The organism is Nocardioides ginsengisoli (genome assembly GCF_039537225.1).
Lineage (GTDB): Bacteria > Actinomycetota > Actinomycetes > Propionibacteriales > Nocardioidaceae > Nocardioides > Nocardioides ginsengisoli.
The window spans coordinates 125,970-142,825 of record NZ_BAABAC010000042.1 but is presented as its reverse complement, the minus strand read 5'-3'; the positions used below and the strand labels follow the sequence as shown (position 1 = coordinate 142,825).

Here is a 16,856-nt window from a genome sequence, read left to right as displayed (position 1 = left end):
GGGGCGGTGGAGGGGCATGCAGCGGACGGTAGGCGGGGTGGAGGGGGTGGGGCGTGGGGGTTCGGGGCGGCTGTGGAGAGGGGGTGGGGCGCGGGTGGGGTTGTGGAGAGAAAGTGGTGGTGGGCGTGACGGGTGGGGCGCAAGGCAGCGCCGGCGCGCGGCCGAGCAGCCCTCGCCGGCTCGGAGCGAGGAGCGAGGAGCGAGGAGCGAGGACGGAGGGCTCAGGCCGACGGGGCGTCGAGGTCGAGCACCGGCGCCACGCAGATCGCCAGCATCCCCGGCCCCACGTGCGCCCCGAGCACACCGCCGAGCTCGACGCACCGCACGGCCTCGCCGGTGCGGGCGGGAACCAGCCGGTCACCCAGCTGCTCGGCGACCCGCTCCGCCATGGCGTGCGCGCGGTCCTCGGCCGCCAGGTGCGCCACGCACGCCTCGACGGCGCCGTCGCCGGCGGCTTCGAGGGCGAGGGCCTCGAGGCGGGCGATGGCCTTGGCGGCGGTGCGGACCTTGGCCTGGGGGGCGATGACGCCGTCGACGATGCCGAGGAGGGGCTTGACGGCGAGCGCGCCGCCGAAGACGGCGGCGGCGGCGCCCACCCGGCCGCCACGGCGGAGGTACTCGAGGGTGTGGACGTAGAAGAGCGAGGTCGCGGCAGCAGCACGCGAACGCGCGGCCTCCGCGGCCTCGGCCGCGGCGCCGCCGCGGCCGATCACGTCGAGCGCCGACTCCACGGCGTACCCCGTGGCGACCCCGACCTGGCGCGTGTCGACACAGGTGACGGGCACCGGCGCGCCCCGCGAGGCGACGAGGGCGGACTCGAAGGTCCCGCTCACCTCCGCGGAGAGGTGGATGGAGACGATCTCGGTCGCGCCCTCGTCGGCGAGGCGGGCGTAGAGGTCGGCGAAGACGGTCGGGGCGGGACGGGAGGTGCTGACCGCGCGCTTCTCGCGCAGCGCGACGGCGAGCCGCTCGGGAGTGACCTCCTCGTCGCCCTCGTCGTAGACGTCGTCGCCGATGACCACCTGCAGCGGCACCACGTGCACGCCGCTCTCCCGCGCGACCTCGGCGGGGACGGTCGAGGTGGAGTCGGTGACCACGACGATCGACATGCGGCTGAGGCTATCGGTACCCGCCCCAGTCCGTCCGCCACGCGAGCACGAGCCGCGTGAGCGCGTAGTGCACGAGTCCCGCGACGGCGAAGGCCGGCAGCGAGGCGGTGAGGTAGCGGAACCACCCCGACGGCTCGTAGGTGACCGGGTTGAGCAGCAGCGCATAGGTGAGCGCGCCGAGCGCGATGGCGACGACGGCGATCGGGTTCCAGCCGCGCAGGAACCCGTAGCGCGAGTCGGCGTACGGCGTGTGCAGGGCGCGCACGTCGAGGACCTGGCGGCGCAGCACGAAGAAGTCCACGATCTGCACCGCGCACAGCGGCGCGACCGCGATCGCGCCCCACGACACGAAGCGCGCGTAGTTGTCGTAGACCGCCGTCGGGAAGAACACCAGCACCGCGGCGGGCGCGAGGATGAGGGCCGCGAGGAGCCCCCACGGCACCCGGCGTACGGACGCGCCACCGCCGCCCTTGATCGCGACCAGCGCCGCATAGCTCTGCGCGACGACGCTGGTGATGTTCGCCATCCCGACGAACGCCAGCGCCAGCACGCCGAGCAGGACGCCGCCGAGCGGCACCATCCACAGCGTCGGGTCCTCGGATCCCAGCGCCAGCGCGGCGAACACGCCGACGATCGCGGCGACGACGGAGGCGAGGAAGAGCCCGATGGCGTTGGGCCAGAAGGCGCTGCGGGTGGTGCGCGTCAGCCGGGCGAGGTTGCCGACGTTCGGCCACCAGGCGAAGCCGCCGGCGATGTTGAGCTCGATGGCGAGCATGAAGTCGAGGTGGCCGTCGCCCCACGGGCTGAGGGCGGGGGTGGCGACGAGCTCCGACCAGCTGGTCTTGGTGAACACCAGCGCGAGCATGACGAGCGTGACGACGACCAGCCCGGGCGCGACGAAGCGGTTGACCAGCTCGATCGAGCGCGGCCCCCGGGCGACGATCACCCACGACGAGCACAGCGCCAGGAGCGCGAGGACGCTGACGACGCCCGCCCCGGCGGAGATCCGGGTGTCGAGCAGCTGGTTGGTGACGTTCGCGAGCGCGTGGCCGCACATGATCGCCAGGACGGCGGACCAGGCGGCCGCGAGCACCGCCGACATCACGACCATCAGCACCCGCGCGCCGCGCTCGCCGAGCACACTGCGCATCGAGACGAACTGCTCGACGCCGTACCGGCCGCAGGGCAGGCAGGGCGCGAGCGACACGAGCAGCACACTGATCCCGTAGCCGATCACGATGCTCGCGATCGCCTGCTTCGCGCCGACGTAGTAGGCGACCGCGCCGCCCTGCAGGAAGGCCCAGGTCGCGATGGCGAGGCCGATGTTGACCGAGGAGTAGTCCCAGAAGCCCCAGATCCGCTCACGGCGCAGCAGCGGCAGCTCGCTCAGCGTCGCGTCCTCCCCCGCCAGGACGGCGGGCTCCGCCGCGGCGCTCACAGCACCCACCAGAGCAGGGCGATGGTGAGTACCGCGAGCGCGGTCACCGCTGCCGCGAGGTCGGTCAGGGGCAGCGGCGGCAGCGCCGCCTCGGCTCCCCCGGCGTCCTCGATCAGCACCAGCCGGCGCTCGAGCTCCGCGCGCATCTCGTCGTCCATCCGATCCTCCTGAGATCTTGACTGACTGTTCAGTCAGACTAGGATCAGTGGCGCCGCTCACACCTGTCAAGGGCAGATCGAGAACGAAGGAGCCCCCATGGAGCACGTCGACGTCGCCATCGTCGGAGCCGGGTACGCCGGCCTCGCCACCGCGCTCGACCTCACCGCCGCCGGCCTGGAGGTCGTCGTCCTGGAGGCCGGCGACCGCGTCGGCGGCCGGGTCTGGAGCCGCACCGAGGACGGCGTCCGCATCGACCACGGCGGCCAGTGGGTCGGCCCGGCCCAGACCGCCTTCCTGCGCTGGGCCGAGCGCTTCGGCTGCGCCCGCTTCCCCACCTACGACACCGGCACGCATCTCGAGCTCTGGCCCGGCTCCCCGCCACTCCCCCACACCAGCGGCGACCATCCGGACGAGCACGACTCCGCGGGGTACGACGTCCTGGTGGCCCGCCTCGACGAGCTGGCCGCCCACGTCGACCCCGAGCATCCCGAGGCCTGCGGATCCCTGGCGGAATGGGACTCCCGCACCCTCGAGGACTGGCTGCTCGCCGCCACCGACTCCCCCGATGTCCACCGCCGGATGCGCCTGGTGATCCAGGGCCTGTGGGCGTGCGAGCCGCGCGAGGTCTCCCTCTTCCACGTGCTCTTCTACATCGCCGCGGGCGGTGGGCTCGACCCGCTGCTCGGCACCGTGGGCTGCGCGCAGGACAGCCGGTTCGTCGACGGCGCCGACGCCCCTGCCCTCGCCGCGGCGGCCGAGCTCGGCGCCGCCGTCCGCCTCCGGTCGGCGGTCACCCACGTCGCGTGGGACGACGACGGCGTCACGCTCACGACCGCCACCGGCACGGTCCGCGCCCGCCGCGCCGTCATCACCGGCACCCCGCCCGCCCAGGCCCGGATCGCGTTCGCCCCGCTCCTCCCCACCGCCCGCCGCCGCTGGCTCGCGCGCAGCCCGATGGGCGACGTCGCGAAGGTCCACATCGCCTACCGGACGCCGTTCTGGCGCGAGCGCGGGCTCTCCGGCCAGCTCACCACGTACGACGACAGCCCGCTCGCCTACACCTTCGACAACTCCCCCGCCGACGACTCGTGCGGTGTCATCGCCGCCTTCGTGTACGGCGACCACTACCGCGCGTGGTCGGCCCAGCCCTCGGAGGCGCGGCGCAAGGCCGTCCTCGAGGTGCTGGGCGTGCTCGGCCCGGAGGCCGCGGAGCCGACGGCCTATCACGAGCGGCTGTGGCCGGAGCAGCCGTGGGCGGAGGGCGCCTATGCCGCCGTACCGACGCCGGGGACGTGGCACGCCCACGCGGCCGGGCGGCGCGAGCCGGTCGGCCCGCTGCACTGGGCGGGGACCGAGACAGCGGGGGTCGGCAACGGCTACATCGACGGCGCGATCCGCTCCGGCGAGCGCGCCGCGGCCGAGGTTCTCGCAGCCCTGCGGGGCTGATCCCTCAGACGCCGAGCAGCGCCGGGTCGCACGACAGCTCGAGCGCCGCGGCCCCGAGCCAGAGGTCGGGGACCGCGGCGACCGGGACGTCGCGGTCGCCGAGCGTCGCCGCCACGGAGAGGCCGTCGAGCAGCGTCGCGAGCCGGATCACCGCCAGCTGCGGCGAAGGCGCGGTGAACGAGCCCTCGCGGACCCCCTGCTCGATCACGTCGAGCAGCACCTTGCGCCAGCGGCCCTCCAGCGTCGCGCAGAACGCGGCGGTGTCGGCGTCGCGCAGCGCCCGGACCCAGAACTCCATCCACAGCGTCCATGCGGAGATCACGACCCCGGCGTCACCGGAGCGCTCGACGAGCAGGCGCAGCCGCTCCACGGCGGGCAGTCCGGCGGCGGACTCGTCCTCGAGGCTGCGGTAGTAGCGGTCCTCGGACTCCTGCATCGCCGCCACGATCACGCCGTCGAGCGTGCCGAAGTGGTAGAGCAGCAGGCCGGTGCTGACGCCCGCCCGCTTGGCGATCTCCTGGGTGCGGGTGCCCGCGAGGCCGTGGTCGCGGATCACGTCGAGGGTCGCGTCGATGATCCGCTGACGTCGCGTGTCGGCGTCCCCCGCCATGTGCCCTCCTCGATCGGCTGCCGCCGATGCTAGGGCACGTCTGCGCCCACCAGACGCTCCGCCGCCTCCACGGCGAGTGCGGGCGCCATCTGGATGCCGTAGCCCGCCTGGCCGACGAACCAGAAGAGCCCGTCGACGTCGGCGTCGTAGCGCGCCACGGGGTTGCCGTCGGGCGCGAAGGTGCGCAGACCCGCCCACGCCGTGCGGACGCTGCGCAGGCCGAGCAGCGTGGCCTCGTTGATCTCCTCGATGGTGCGGGCGATCTCGAGCTCGTCGGGCCGCGGATCGCCCGGCTCATGGGGCGTCGCGTCCTCGGGCGAGCAGAGCGCGAGGTCGCCCTCGGCCTTGACGTACCAGGTGCCGGCGAGGTCGCACGTGAACGGCATCCCCGCCATCGGTACGGCGGCCGGCGAGCCGAAGATCGTGCGCCGGCGAGGCTCGAGCCCCACCCCGGCCGAGCCGAGGAGACCACCGACGACGTCACCCCAGGCGCCGGCGGCGTTGACCACCACCGGGGCGGCGACCTCGTCGCCCGACGCCAGCGAGAGCCGCCACACACCCGGGGTGCGAGCGGCCGCGACGACGCGCGCCCCAAGCCGGATCTCGCCCCCGGCGGCCCGAAGCCCCCGGACATAGCCCTGATGGAGGCCGGCGACATCGAGGTCGCACGCGGTCTCGTCGAGCACCGCGACCTGCGTCCAGCCGGGCCGCAGCACCGGGTTGATCCGCTCCGCATCGACCGGGTCGAGGACCGTCGCGCCGGGGATCGCCGCGGCCAGCGAGGCATCCGCGTCGACGCCGCCGACGTACAGGCACGACAGCGGCGACAGCAGCGGGCCCGCCACGTCGATCGGCGGGCTCTCCAGGAACGGCCGGCTCTCCAGGGTCAGCCGCTGCACTTCTGGCGGGCCGTAGCCGCCGACCCAGGTGGCCGCCGAGCGACCGGTCGTGTGCTTGGCGAGCTCGTTCTCGCCCTCCAGGACGCAGACCGAGCGGCCGCGCGCGGCGAGCTCGTGGCCGATCGAGGCGCCGGCGATGCCGCCGCCGACGACGAGGACGTCGTACATCGGGATCTCCTTCAAGCGTGGTCAGGCGTGGTCAGGCGTGGTCAGGCGTGGGATGTCGGGGGCTCGGGAACGGGCTCGGCGCTCGGGCGCGAGACGACCATGAGCATCGCGATCAGGATGAGGGTGCCTCCGCCCAGCGTCCTCGGGCCGAGCGACTCGTGCCAGATCAGCGCGGCGAAGACCGCCGCCCACACCGGCTCGAGCACCATCAGCACCGCGGCGCGGCCGGAGTCGATGTGGCCCTGGGCCCACGTCTGCACGAGCAGCGTGATCGTCCCGGCGAAGACCGCGAGGTAGGCGAACGCCGGCAGGTCCGAGCGTCCCGGCAGGGTGAGCCCGTCGGACGCGCCGATCGCCGTGCACACGACGCCCATGGTGGCGAGCTGCAGGAAGGTCAGCGCGAACGCCTCGTCGGGCCGCGACCACCGCCCCAGGGCGAGGATGTGCACGGCATACAGGGCGGCAGCGACGAGCGTCATCGTCTCCCCCGCACCGAATGCCCAGCCCCGCAGGGACATCACGGCCACGCCGGTCGTCGCGATCACCACCGCGAACCAGGTGATCCGCTCCACGCCGTGCCTGGGCAGGAACGCCGAGAAGAGCGCGGTGAAGACGACGTACATCGCGACCACGAAGGCCGACACCGTCGGCGCCGTCCGGGCCAGGCCGTGGAACTGCAGCAGCTGCGCGGCGGCGTACAGCGCGCCGAGGCCGATCCCGACCGTCAGGGTGTGCCGGGTCAACCCGCGCAGCAGCCGCGGCGCCACCGCCAGCAGGACCAGCGCGCCCACCAGATAGCGCAGGCCGAGGTAGTCGGCCACGGGCAGGCGGGCGATCAGGTCCTTGGAGAGCCCGAAGGTCGAGCCCCAGACGGCGGTGACGCCGATCAGCGCCAGGGCAGCGGTACGCCGAGTCCGGACCGGGTCCGGCGCGACCGCGATCGTCACGTGACGCCGAACCGCTCCCGCAGGGCTGCGGAGTTGCGGGCCGTCAGCTCGAGCGCGCAGGCACGCAGCGTCCGGCCGGAGGCGTCGGCCGCGTCGCCGACCTCGGTGACCAGCCGCCGCATCACGCCGTCGATCTTGGCGAAGGACGACGCCGACGTCGGCGCGACGTCGCCGAAGACGACCCACCACCACCAGGCGTTGGTCATCACGTTGGCCAGGAAGTCCGGTACGACGGGGATCCCGCGCGCCGCGAGCGACGCCTCGGCCTCCGGCAGGGTCGGCATGTTCGCGCCCTCGACGACGATCCGGGCCTGGACGCGGTCGGCGTCCTCGGGCTGGATGACGTAGGACATCGCGGCCGGCACCAGCAGGTCGCACGGCACGTCGAGCCAGGCGTCGCGGTCGCCGAGCTCGACGCTCTCGGGCAGCGCGGAACGCGCGATCACGCCCAGCCCGTCGCGCGCGGCGAGCAGCGCCTCGACGTCGAGGCCGTCGTCGTCGCGGATCAGTCCGTCGCGGTCGGCGACGGCGATGACGCGGACGCCCGCGGCGGCGAGATAGCGCGCCGCCGCGCCGCCGATCGAGCCGAAGCCCTGCACCACGGCGGTCGCCTCGGCGGCCGGGATGCCCTGCCGCTCGGCCATGACCAGCGCAGCCTGCGCGACGCCGTAGCCGCCGACGAGGTCGCCGAGCGAGATCCCGCCGACCATGTCCGCGAAGGCGGCAGCGAGCCGCTCCCGCGCGGCCGGGGCGTCGTCGAGCGTCGCGAAGACGGCCTCGACCGTCGACGGCAGGCCGAGGTCGGCGGCCACCTTGTCGATGGTCTCCTGGCGCAGACCGAAGTCCTCGCCGGTGTTCCACTGCTCCCGGACGATCGGCAGCACGGCCGCGAGGAAGCGGTGCAGCACCTCGGTGGCCTGCGGGTCGGCGGGATCGATGTCGATGCCACCCTTGCCGCCGCCGAGCGGCTGGTAGCGGTCGGCGGGGTCGTAGACCAGCGCCTCCTTGCGGGTCATGCCCTGTGCCAGGCCGCGCACCTCGGCGAGCGAGCAGCCCTCGCGCAGGCGCAGGCCGCCACTGGCCAGGCCGCGCACGAGGGTGTCGATGACGACGTACCCCTTGCGAGCGGTGACCGGGTCGGTCCAGGTGATCTCCAGCAGGCTGTCAGTCATCGAGCTCCCCCTTCGCGGGCATGCGGACGTGGATCACGGTGGGCCGCTCGGCGACGAGCGCGTCGCGAACGGCCATGGTGAGGTCGGCGGGCGTGCCGTCCGCACCGAGGTCGACGGTGACGCCGAGGCAGCCGACGGCGCGGCCGAGGGCCGCGAAGTCGGGCGCCGGGAAGGTCACCGCGTGGATCGGGTCGCCCCGGTCGGCCATCTCGTTGCGGATCTCGCCGTAGCCGGAGTTGTCGACGATGACGACAGGCAGCGCGATCGCGAGCTCCGCCGCGGTCGCCAGCTCGGCGACGGTGAACATGACACCGCCGTCGCCCAGCATCGCCACCACCGGCCGGTCCGGGTTGCCGACCTTGGCGCCGATGCCCGCGGGCAGGCCGAAGCCGAGCGTCCCGTAGCCCGTCGGGAAGAGGTACGACGACGGCGTGTGCGTCGCGAGATTGGCCAGGGTCCCGAGATAGCAGGCCATCGCGTTGTCGGTCGCCATCACCACGTCCCGCGGTACGGCGGCCGCCAGCGCGGCGACGACGTCCAGCCACTCCGCACCCTCGGCCTGCGCGTCCTTCGCCTTCCGCTCACGCCACGACGCGGCATCGGGGGTCGCGGGCGTGCCGGCGCCGAGGGCGGCGAGCAGCGCGTCGAGCGCCCGCGCCGCGTCACCCAGGACGGCGACCGCCGGCGCGGCGTTGGTGACCATGCCGACCGGGTCCACGTCGATGCGCACCAGCTTGCCGCCGACCGGGAGCGCGCCGTACCAGAGGTCGGCGGGCGCGAGCTCGGTGCCGATCGCGACGACGACGTCGGCCTCGTCGACGAGCGTGTTGACCGTCGGCAGGTGGATGCCGGCACCCAGCGCCAGCGGGTGGTCCTCGGCGAGGACGCCCTTGCCGTTGGTGGTCGAGACGACCAGCGCGCCGAGTCGCTCGGCGAGGGCCTGCACCTGCGGAGCAGCGCCACGGGCACCGCCCCCGACCACCAGCACCGGCGCCGAGGCGCCGCGCAGCAGCGCGGCAGCGGCGGCGATCGAGGCCTCGGGGGCGAGAGCGGGAGCCGCCGGCACGGGCGCCACGAGCTCGACCTCGGCGGTCTCCTCGAGCACGTCGAGCGGCACCTCCAGGTGCACCGGGCGCGGACGTCCGGACGTCATGATCGAGAACGCCTGGGCCACGGCCGTCGGGATCTCCGCGACGCTCGTCGGACGCAGGCTGGCGGCCGCGACCGCGGCCAGAGCGGCCCTCTGGTCGCGCGTCTCGTGCAGCAGGCCGTTGCCGGTCGCCGGGTGCCGCAGCGGCAGTCCGGGCGACACGACCAGGATCGGAACGGAGTCCGAGTAGGCCTGGCCCACGGCGGTCGCGGCGTTGAGCAGCGCCGGACCGCTGGTCACGATCGCGACGCCGACGCGGCCCGTCGTACGGGCGTATCCGTCCGCGGCGTAGCCGGCGCCCTGCTCGTGCCGGGTGCTCACATGGCGTACGCCGTGCGCCGGCAGGTGCCGGTAGATCTCGAGGTTGTGCGTTCCGGGGATGCCGAACGCGACCTCGGCGCCGTGCGCGGCCAGGGCCGCGACCAGCGCCTCCCCTCCGGTCATCGTGCTCATGCCGGTCATCCCTTCTCTCCTGGGTGCGCACGGTCGGCCGCGAGCACCAGTGCGTCGACGGCGACCGCGCCCTCCGGACCGACCCGCAACGGGTTGATCTCACACTCGACAAGATCGGCGTCCTCGGCCAGCAGCCGGGACACGTCGGCCACCACCCGGGCGGCCGCGTCGACGTCGACCGCGGGCCGACCGCGCCAGCCGTCGAGCAGCGGGAAGGCCCGCAGTGACTCGATCATCCGCCGCGCCTCGGCCTCGTCGACCGGGGCGAGCGCGATCTGCACGTCGCGGTAGAGCTCGGCCTGCACGCCCCCCAGACCGACGACGACGACGGGCCCGAACGACCCGTCGCGACGGGCGCCGACGATCAGCTCGACCGTGTCGGCCTGGCGATCCATCTCCTCGAGGACGTAGTCGCCCTCGCCCAGCCGCGCGCTCATCGAGACGAACGCCGCCTCGGCGGCGGCCGCGTCGGCGAGGCCCACGGCGACGCCGCCGACCTCGGTCTTGTGCTCGAGCCAGCCCGCCTTGAGCACGTACGGCGCCTGCAGCCGCGCGGCGGCGGTCCGCAGCTCGTCGGCCGTGCGCACCGCGGCCGCACCGGGGTAGGTCACCCCGGCCGCCGCGACCCGGTCGCGGCCGGCGAGGTAGTCGAGCGCCTTGCCGCTCTCGGCGGTGGGCTCGGCGACCGGCCCGGGCACCGCACGCGCGGCGTCCTCGGCCATGGTCGTCGCCAGCTCGAGCGAGCGGGCGACGGCGTCGATGGTGTGCATGGTCGGCACCGCCTGCTCGCGCATCGAGCGGACCGCGACCGAGTCGTGGCTCATGCTGTGCACCACGACCGGCCGCCGCTGCGCGCCGACGACGCCGGCGAGCGCGCCGACGACCTCGAGCTCGCGCTCGACCAGCTCCGGGGTGTCGGCGCCGTAGCAGCCGAAGTAGCCCGACAGCACGACCGCGTCGACCTCGCCGCTGCCGGCGAGGACGTCGACCACCCGGGCGTACGTCGTGAGGTCCTGCTCCCCCGCACCGGCCAGGTCGACCGGGTTGGCGACCGCGGCCGCGGCGGGCAGCATGTCGGCGAGCGCGCCGCGCGTCGCGTCGGAGAGCCGCGGGACCTGCAGCGCATGGCGGGCGAACGTGTCGGCCGCGATGGCGCCCTGGCCGCCGCTGTCGCTGACGATCGCGACCCGGCGTCCCTCGGGGAGAGGTCCGCCGAGCAGCAGGTGCGCGAGCTCGACGGCCTGGGCCGGGGTGTCGACGAGCGAGGCGCCGGCCGCGCGGCACGCGGCCCGGACGACGTCGGTCGCCGCGGTGAGCGCGCCCGTGTGGGACTGGGCCGCGGCGCGGCTCGCCTCGGACGCGCCGACGGTCAGGACGACGACGGGCTTGCCCGCCTCGCGCAGCCGGGCCATGGTCGCGACCAGGCCGCGGGCCCCCCGATCATCGGCGAAGCTCTCGAGGTAGAGCACGACCGCACGGGTCTGCTCGTGCTCGACGAGGTCGTCGAGCAGCTCGGCCGCGGTGACGTCGACCTGGTTGCCGACGGAGACGAAGCGGGAGACGCCGAGGCCCTCGTGGGCCGCGAGCCCGGCGAGCTCGAGGCCGAGCTGCCCGGACTGGGAGATGATCGCCAGGTGCCCGGGCGCGAAGGTGCCCCAGGCCAGCTCGAGGTCGGTCGCGGCGTCGTACAGGCCGAGGCAGTTGGGGCCGACGATCCGGGCGCCCGCAGCGCGGATCCGCTCGGCCAGCCGGCGCTCCAGGCCCGGCTCGCCGTGCGCGGCGTCGATGCCGGCCGTGATGCCCAGGAAGCCCTTCGCGCCCATCGCGAGGGCCTGCTCGATCACGTCGGGGACGGTCGCGGCCGGCGCGCAGAGCACGACCAGCTCGGGCGACTCCCCCGCCCCCGTGACATCCGCGAGGTCGGCGAGCGAGCGGACCGACGCCGCGCCCTCGATGGTCGCGCCCTTGGCGTTGACCAGGTGCACCCGCCGGCGCGCGGCGCCCCGGAGGGCGCCGCGAGCCAGCCAGTAGCCCCACTTCGCGGGGTCGGCCGACGCCCCGACGACCGCGACCGAGCGCGGGTCGGAGAAGACGGACAGGTCAGCGAGCGTCATCGGGCCGCGACCGCCCGCGAGATGATCAGCCGCTGGATGTCGCTGGTGCCCTCCTCGAGCTCCTCGAGCTTGGCGTCGCGGACCCACTTCTCGAGCAGGAACTCGCGGCTGTAGCCCCAGCCGCCGTGGATGGACAGCGCCGCATTGGTGACCCACGAGGTGTTCTCGGACGCCGTCAGCTTGGCGATCGCCGACTCCATGGCGGTCATCTCGCCCTGGTCGTAGAGCCGGGCGGCGCGCATGGTCACCAGGTGCGAGATGTCCGTCTTCGCGGCCATGTCGGCGAGCCGGAAGGCGACGGCCTGGTGCTCGATGATCGGCTTGCCGAACTGGGTGCGCTCCTGGGCGTACTTCGTCGACTGGTCGAGCGCGGCACGCGAGAGGCCGGTGGCGCCGGCGCCGATGAGGATGCGCGAGGCGTCGAAGGTCCGCATCAGGCCGTAGAAGCCCTGGCCCTCCTCGCCGAGGCGGTGGTCGAGCGGGACGCGGACGTCCTCGAGGAACACCTCGGCGTTGGCGATGCCGCGCTGGCCCATCTTCTTCATCGGCTGGCCGATGGTGACGCCGGGCATCTCGCGGTCGACGACGAACGCCGTGACGCCGCGCGAGCGCAGCGCCGGGTCGACGGTCGCGAAGACGATGATCCACTTGGCGTACGGCGCGTTGGAGATCCAGGTCTTCTGGCCGTTGAGGACGTACTCGTCACCCGCGCGCACCGCCCGCGTCTGCAGCGCGGCCGAGTCGGAGCCGACGCCCGGCTCGGTGACCGCGAGCGCGGTGACGGGCGGGTTGTCGCCGGTGAGCGGCGTCAGCCAGCGCTTCTTCTGCTCCTCGTTGCCGAGCGCCTCGACCGGGCCGGCGAAGAAGGCGCTCGACGTGAGGAAGTTGCCGATGCCGACGTCGCCGTAGCAGAGCTCCTGCTGGACCAGGCACTGCGTGACCAGGTCGGTGACCCCGCCGCCGCCGTACTCGGCCGGGAGCATGTACGACGCCAGGCCGATCTGCGCGGCCTTCTGCCACAGGTCCAGGGGCGACTCGGTGTCGGCCTCGTCGACCTCGCGGGCACGGGGCCGGATCTCGCGCTCGGCGAAGTCCCGCGCCAGCGCGACGAACTCCTGCTGCTCCTCGGTCAGTGCGATGCCCTCGCGGATGGTGTGGCTCATCAGAGTCGGTTCCTTGCTGTGCTGGACGGAGATGTCAGTGGTCGGGGGAGGTCAGGCGGCGGTGTCGTCGCGGACGACGAGCGCGTGCTCCGGGTGCCAGTGGGCGGCGACCGGGAGTCCGGGGCTCGGGGTGAGCGCGCTGCGGACCTCGGAGCGGGTGATCAGGTGGCGGCCGTCGGGAAGCGCGATCTCGACCCGGAGACCGGAGCCGAGGTAGACGACCTCGCGGACGACGCCGTCGATGGCGTTGTGGCCGGTCGGCAGCTCGGCGCCCGGCGCGCTGAGGCGCACGTGCTCGGGACGGACGACGAGCGCGGAGCCGTCGTCGACGCCGTGCTTGCGGCCGGTGAAGATGTTGGACTCGCCCAGGAACTCCGCGGTGTAGCGGCTGGCGGGGCGCTCGTAGAGCTCGACGGGCGTGCCGACCTGGACCAGCGCGCCGTCGCGCAGCACGGCGATCCGGTCGGACATGGCGAGCGCCTCCTCCTGGTCGTGCGTGACGAACACGAAGGTGGTGCCGAGCTCGCGGTGCAGCCGCTTGATCTCCAGCTGCAGCTGCTCGCGCAGCCGCTTGTCGAGCGCGCCGAGCGGCTCGTCCATGAGCAGCGCCTGCGGCTGGAAGACGATCGCGCGGGCCAGGGCGACCCGCTGCTGCTGCCCGCCCGACAGCTGCGCCGGACGACGCTTGCCGAGGTGGCCGAGCTCGACCGTGTCGAGCGCACGCTGCACCCGCTCCGCGATCTGCGCCTTCGGGACGCGGCGGCGCTTCAGCGGGAAGGCGACGTTGTCCCACACGCTCATGTGCGGGAAGAGCGCGTAGTGCTGGAAGACCATGCCGAGGTCGCGCTGGTAGGGCGGCACCTTGGTCAGGTTCTTGCCGCCGACCTCGATCGAGCCCTCGTCGGCGCTGATGAAGCCGGCGATGATGTTGAGCAGGGTCGACTTGCCCGAGCCGCTGGAGCCGAGCAGGGTGAGGAACTCCCCCGGCTCGATGGTGAGCGACACGTCGTCGACGGCGGTCATCGTCTTGTAGCGCTTGACGACGTTGCGGATGTCGATCGAGACGCCGGTTCCGGCGAGGGTGCTGGTGGTGCTGGGGTTCTGGGACATGAGAGCTCTCCGTGCGGTGCGTGGAGGGTGGGTGGTCAGGCGGCCTTGGCGAGCCGGCGGGCGCGGAACAGGCGCAGCAGACCGGCCGAGGCGAACAGGGCGAGGGTGACGAGCAGCAGCATCGTGCTGACGGCGGCGACGGTCGGGTCGATCTGCACCCGGACGCCGCTCCACATCTGCACCGGCAGGGTGCTGACGTCGGGACCGGCGAGGAAGACGCTGGTCACGACCTCGTCGAACGAGGTGATGAAGGCGAACAGCGCGCCCGCCGCGACGCTCGGGGCGATGCACGGCAGCGTGATCCGCAGGAAGGTCGAGATCCGGTTGGCGCCCAGGCTCATCGCCGCCATCTCGAGCCGCTCGTCGAAGCTGACCAGCGCCGCGCTGACGTTGATCACCACGAACGGCACGGCCAGTGCGGTGTGCACGAGGACGAAGCCGAGGATCGACTGGGTCAGGCCGATCTTGAGGAAGACCGCGTAGACCGCGAGACCGATGATCACGTACGGCACGAGCACCGGGGCGAGCACGAGTCCGCTCACCAGGGCCTTCACCGGGTAGCGGCCGCGGATCATCGCGAGTGCCGCCGCCGTACCGAGGATGACGGAGAGGATCGTGACCCACACGCCGATCTGCAGCGAGTTGAGGGTCGAGTTGATCCAGGCCGGGTCCTCGAAGAAGGCGTGGTACCAGCGCATCGAGAAGGCCTTCGGCGGGAACTCGAGGAACGAGCTGTCGTTGAAGGACGTCGGGATGACGAAGAAGACCGGGGCGACCAGGTAGAGCGCGGTCAGGACGACGAGGAAGCCGAGCGCGCCGCGGCACAGGAGCTTGGTGTTCATCGCTGCGCTCCCATGAGCTTGCCGATGTTGACGATGCGGGAGACCAGCAGCAGGAGGGCGCCGGTCACGACGAGCAGGATCACGGCGAGCGCGGAGGCGAATCCCCAGCGCAGCACGGCCGAGAGCTGCTGGACGATGAGCTCGCCGATCATCATGTCCTTCGGCCCGCCGAGCAGGGCCGGCGTGACGTAGAAGCCGATCGAGGAGATGAAGACGAGCAGGCAGGACGCGGCGACGCCGGGCAGCGTCAGCGGCGCGTAGACCCGCCAGAAGGCGGACACCGGGCGGGCGCCGAGGCCCTCGGCGGCCTGCACCAGGCGGCGGTCGATCTGACGCATGGTGGCGTACATCGGGAGGACGGCGTACGGCAGCATCACCTGGACCATGCCGACCAGGACGCCGGTCTGGTTGCGCACCAGCTGCATCGGCTCGTCGATCAGGCCGATCGACATCAGCGCCTGGTTGATCACGCCGGTGTCGCCGAGCATGAGGACCCACGCGAAGGTGCGGACGAGCAGGCTGGTCCAGAACGGGATCAGCACCGCCACCAGCATCGCCCCGCGCCAGAACGGCGGCGCGAGCGTCATCAGGTAGGCGTAGGGGAAGCCGAGCAGGAGGGTCACCAGGGTGACCAGGCCGGAGATCCGGAAGGTGTTGCCGAGGACGTCGAGGTAGACCGGCGAGCCGAAGAAGTCGCGGTAGTTGTCCAGGCCCGTCGCGGGGTCGGTGAAGCTGCGCGCCAGGATCGTCACCAACGGCGCGACGAAGACGACCAGCAGGAAGCCGACGAGCGGGAGGACGAGCAGCCCCCAGCCGTCGAACAGCCGCGGCCGGCCCCGCCGTACCGGCGCCGGGGTGCCCCCGGCGCCGGGCGTCGTGCCGTCGGGGCGGTCGGACCGCTCCAGGCGCGTCGAGACGGTCGAGCTCACTGCGCGGCCCATTCGTTGAGCCGCTCGGAGACCTCGTCGTAGTGCTCGGCCCAGTAGGAGTAGTCGATGATCGCCGCGCGCTTGGGGGCGTTGTCCGGCGAGGTCGGCAGCTCGGCGAGGACGTCGGGCTTGACGTGGTCGAGCGCGTCCTTGGTGATCGGGCCGTACGCCGTGGCGTTGGTGTAGGCGGCCTGGGCCTCGGGGTGCTTGATGTACCAGTCCATCCACTTCTGGGCGTTCTCGGCGTTGCGCGCGCCCTTCGGGATCACCAGGTTGTCGTAGGACAGCAGGTGCTGGTTCCACTCGTTGGCGACCGGCTGGCCCTCCTTGGCGGCCGCGTAGATCCGGCCGTTCCAGGCCTGGACCAGGGGCGCCTCGCCGGAGGCGACGAGCTGTTGCTGCTGCTCGCCGGTCTCGTAGAAGACGATGTCGTCCTTGATCGTGTCGAGCTTCTTGAAGGCCCGGTCGATGTCGAGCGGGTAGAGGTCGGCGGGCTTGACGCCGTCGGCGAGCAGGGCGGCCTCGAAGATCGCACCGGTGGCGTACTTCCAGAAGCCGCGCTTGCCCGGGAACTTCTTGGTGTCGAAGAACTCGGCCCAGGTGGTCGGGTGGGCGTTCGGGAACTTCTTGGTGTTGTAGCCGATGGTGAAGGCGTACTCGAGGACAGGGATCGCGCAGTCGCTGACCTCCTCGGGGTTCAGCGTGCTGGTGTCGACGACGCTCTTGTCGAGCTTGACCGCCCAGCCCTTGTCGCACGCGGTGCGCGCGAAGTTGGGCTCGACCTCGACGACGTCCCAGCTGACCTTGCCGGACTCGACCTGGGCACGGAACTTCGCGTAGTCGGTCGGCGAGTCCTGCTTGATGGTGACGCCCTGCTCCTTGCCCCAGGGCTCCACGCCGGCCTTGACGTGGGTCTTCTGGTCCTGACCGCCCCACTCCACGACCGTGAGCTGGTTGTCGCTCCCGCCCGCGGCGCCGCAAGCGGCCAGGCCCAGCACCCCGGTGAGCGCCAGACCAGCCGTCAGAACTCGCTTCATGTGTGACCCCGGCTTTCAAAGTTGATTGGTGCGTCAGTTATGTATGGATCAGCGTGGTCGGCATCACAGGGGTGTGTCAAGGGTTACACCGGGCCTATTTCGACGCGCGA

15 protein-coding genes are annotated in these 16,856 nt (G+C 72.9%); 1 reads left to right on the top strand and 14 read right to left on the bottom strand.

The genetic code is table 11. The annotated features are described in order from the left end of the window. Positions 1-221: 221 nt before the first annotated feature. From AB4880_RS22545 to AB4880_RS22535, 3 genes are read right to left on the bottom strand one after another with little or no spacing between them, the layout of a single operon-like run. Positions 222-1,109, bottom strand: a complete 888-nt coding sequence (locus AB4880_RS22545) for a DegV family protein (protein ID WP_367921469.1) — start codon at positions 1,107-1,109, stop codon at positions 222-224. Positions 1,110-1,119: 10 nt separating this feature from the next. Beyond that, complete coding sequence (locus AB4880_RS22540) at positions 1,120-2,547, bottom strand: purine-cytosine permease family protein (RefSeq protein WP_367921468.1); 1,428 nt, start codon at positions 2,545-2,547, stop codon at positions 1,120-1,122. Next, positions 2,544-2,705, bottom strand: coding sequence for a hypothetical protein (locus AB4880_RS22535; RefSeq protein ID WP_367921467.1), 162 nt, complete (start codon positions 2,703-2,705; stop codon positions 2,544-2,546). Before AB4880_RS22535 ends, AB4880_RS22540 begins: the two co-directional genes overlap by 4 nt. Before the next feature lie 97 nt (positions 2,706-2,802). On the opposite strand from AB4880_RS22535, the gene AB4880_RS22530 reads away from it, so the two are divergent. Further along, entirely contained in the window at positions 2,803-4,152 is a 1,350-nt protein-coding gene (locus AB4880_RS22530; RefSeq protein WP_367921466.1) for a flavin monoamine oxidase family protein, read from the top strand. A 4-nt stretch (positions 4,153-4,156) separates the two neighbouring features. On the opposite strand, the gene AB4880_RS22525 is transcribed toward AB4880_RS22530, so the two are convergent. The 11 genes from AB4880_RS22525 to AB4880_RS22475 are packed head-to-tail and all read right to left on the bottom strand — an operon-like array spanning position 4,157 to position 16,746. Beyond that, positions 4,157-4,762 carry a TetR/AcrR family transcriptional regulator gene (locus AB4880_RS22525; protein WP_367921465.1) on the bottom strand — a complete coding sequence of 202 codons (606 nt, stop codon included), beginning with the start codon at positions 4,760-4,762 and terminating at the stop codon, positions 4,157-4,159. Positions 4,763-4,791: 29 nt separating this feature from the next. After that, complete coding sequence (locus AB4880_RS22520) at positions 4,792-5,829, bottom strand: NAD(P)/FAD-dependent oxidoreductase (protein WP_367921464.1); 1,038 nt, start codon at positions 5,827-5,829, stop codon at positions 4,792-4,794. 41 nt (positions 5,830-5,870) lie between these two features. Continuing rightward, complete coding sequence (locus AB4880_RS22515) at positions 5,871-6,776, bottom strand: DMT family transporter (RefSeq protein ID WP_367921463.1); 906 nt, start codon at positions 6,774-6,776, stop codon at positions 5,871-5,873. Continuing rightward, the gene (locus AB4880_RS22510; protein ID WP_367921462.1) at positions 6,773-7,948 is read right to left on the bottom strand and encodes a Glu/Leu/Phe/Val dehydrogenase dimerization domain-containing protein; all 1,176 of its coding nucleotides are present in this window, start codon (positions 7,946-7,948) and stop codon (positions 6,773-6,775) included. The genes AB4880_RS22515 and AB4880_RS22510 overlap by 4 nt, the downstream gene beginning before the upstream one ends. Further along, the gene (locus AB4880_RS22505; RefSeq protein ID WP_367921461.1) at positions 7,941-9,551 is read right to left on the bottom strand and encodes a 5-guanidino-2-oxopentanoate decarboxylase; all 1,611 of its coding nucleotides are present in this window, start codon (positions 9,549-9,551) and stop codon (positions 7,941-7,943) included. Before AB4880_RS22505 ends, AB4880_RS22510 begins: the two co-directional genes overlap by 8 nt. A gap of 5 nt (positions 9,552-9,556) precedes the next feature. Further along, positions 9,557-11,665 (bottom strand): acetate--CoA ligase family protein, encoded by a 2,109-nt coding sequence (locus AB4880_RS22500; protein ID WP_367921460.1) that lies wholly within the window; start codon positions 11,663-11,665, stop codon positions 9,557-9,559. Further along, positions 11,662-12,828: an acyl-CoA dehydrogenase family protein gene (locus tag AB4880_RS22495; protein WP_367921459.1), complete on the bottom strand. Its 1,167-nt coding sequence runs from the start codon at positions 12,826-12,828 to the stop codon at positions 11,662-11,664. The genes AB4880_RS22500 and AB4880_RS22495 overlap by 4 nt, the downstream gene beginning before the upstream one ends. A gap of 51 nt (positions 12,829-12,879) precedes the next feature. After that, a complete protein-coding gene (locus tag AB4880_RS22490; protein WP_367921458.1) occupies positions 12,880-13,938 on the bottom strand; it encodes an ABC transporter ATP-binding protein in 1,059 nt (352 codons plus the stop codon). A 35-nt stretch (positions 13,939-13,973) separates the two neighbouring features. Continuing rightward, complete coding sequence (locus AB4880_RS22485) at positions 13,974-14,780, bottom strand: ABC transporter permease (RefSeq protein WP_367921457.1); 807 nt, start codon at positions 14,778-14,780, stop codon at positions 13,974-13,976. Continuing rightward, positions 14,777-15,709 carry an ABC transporter permease gene (locus AB4880_RS22480; protein WP_367921456.1) on the bottom strand — a complete coding sequence of 311 codons (933 nt, stop codon included), beginning with the start codon at positions 15,707-15,709 and terminating at the stop codon, positions 14,777-14,779. Before AB4880_RS22480 ends, AB4880_RS22485 begins: the two co-directional genes overlap by 4 nt. Further along, on the bottom strand, positions 15,706-16,746 hold the full coding sequence (locus tag AB4880_RS22475; RefSeq protein WP_367921455.1) for an ABC transporter substrate-binding protein: 1,041 nt from the start codon (positions 16,744-16,746) through the stop codon (positions 15,706-15,708). The genes AB4880_RS22480 and AB4880_RS22475 overlap by 4 nt, the downstream gene beginning before the upstream one ends. Between the last annotated feature and the right edge of the window lie 110 nt (positions 16,747-16,856).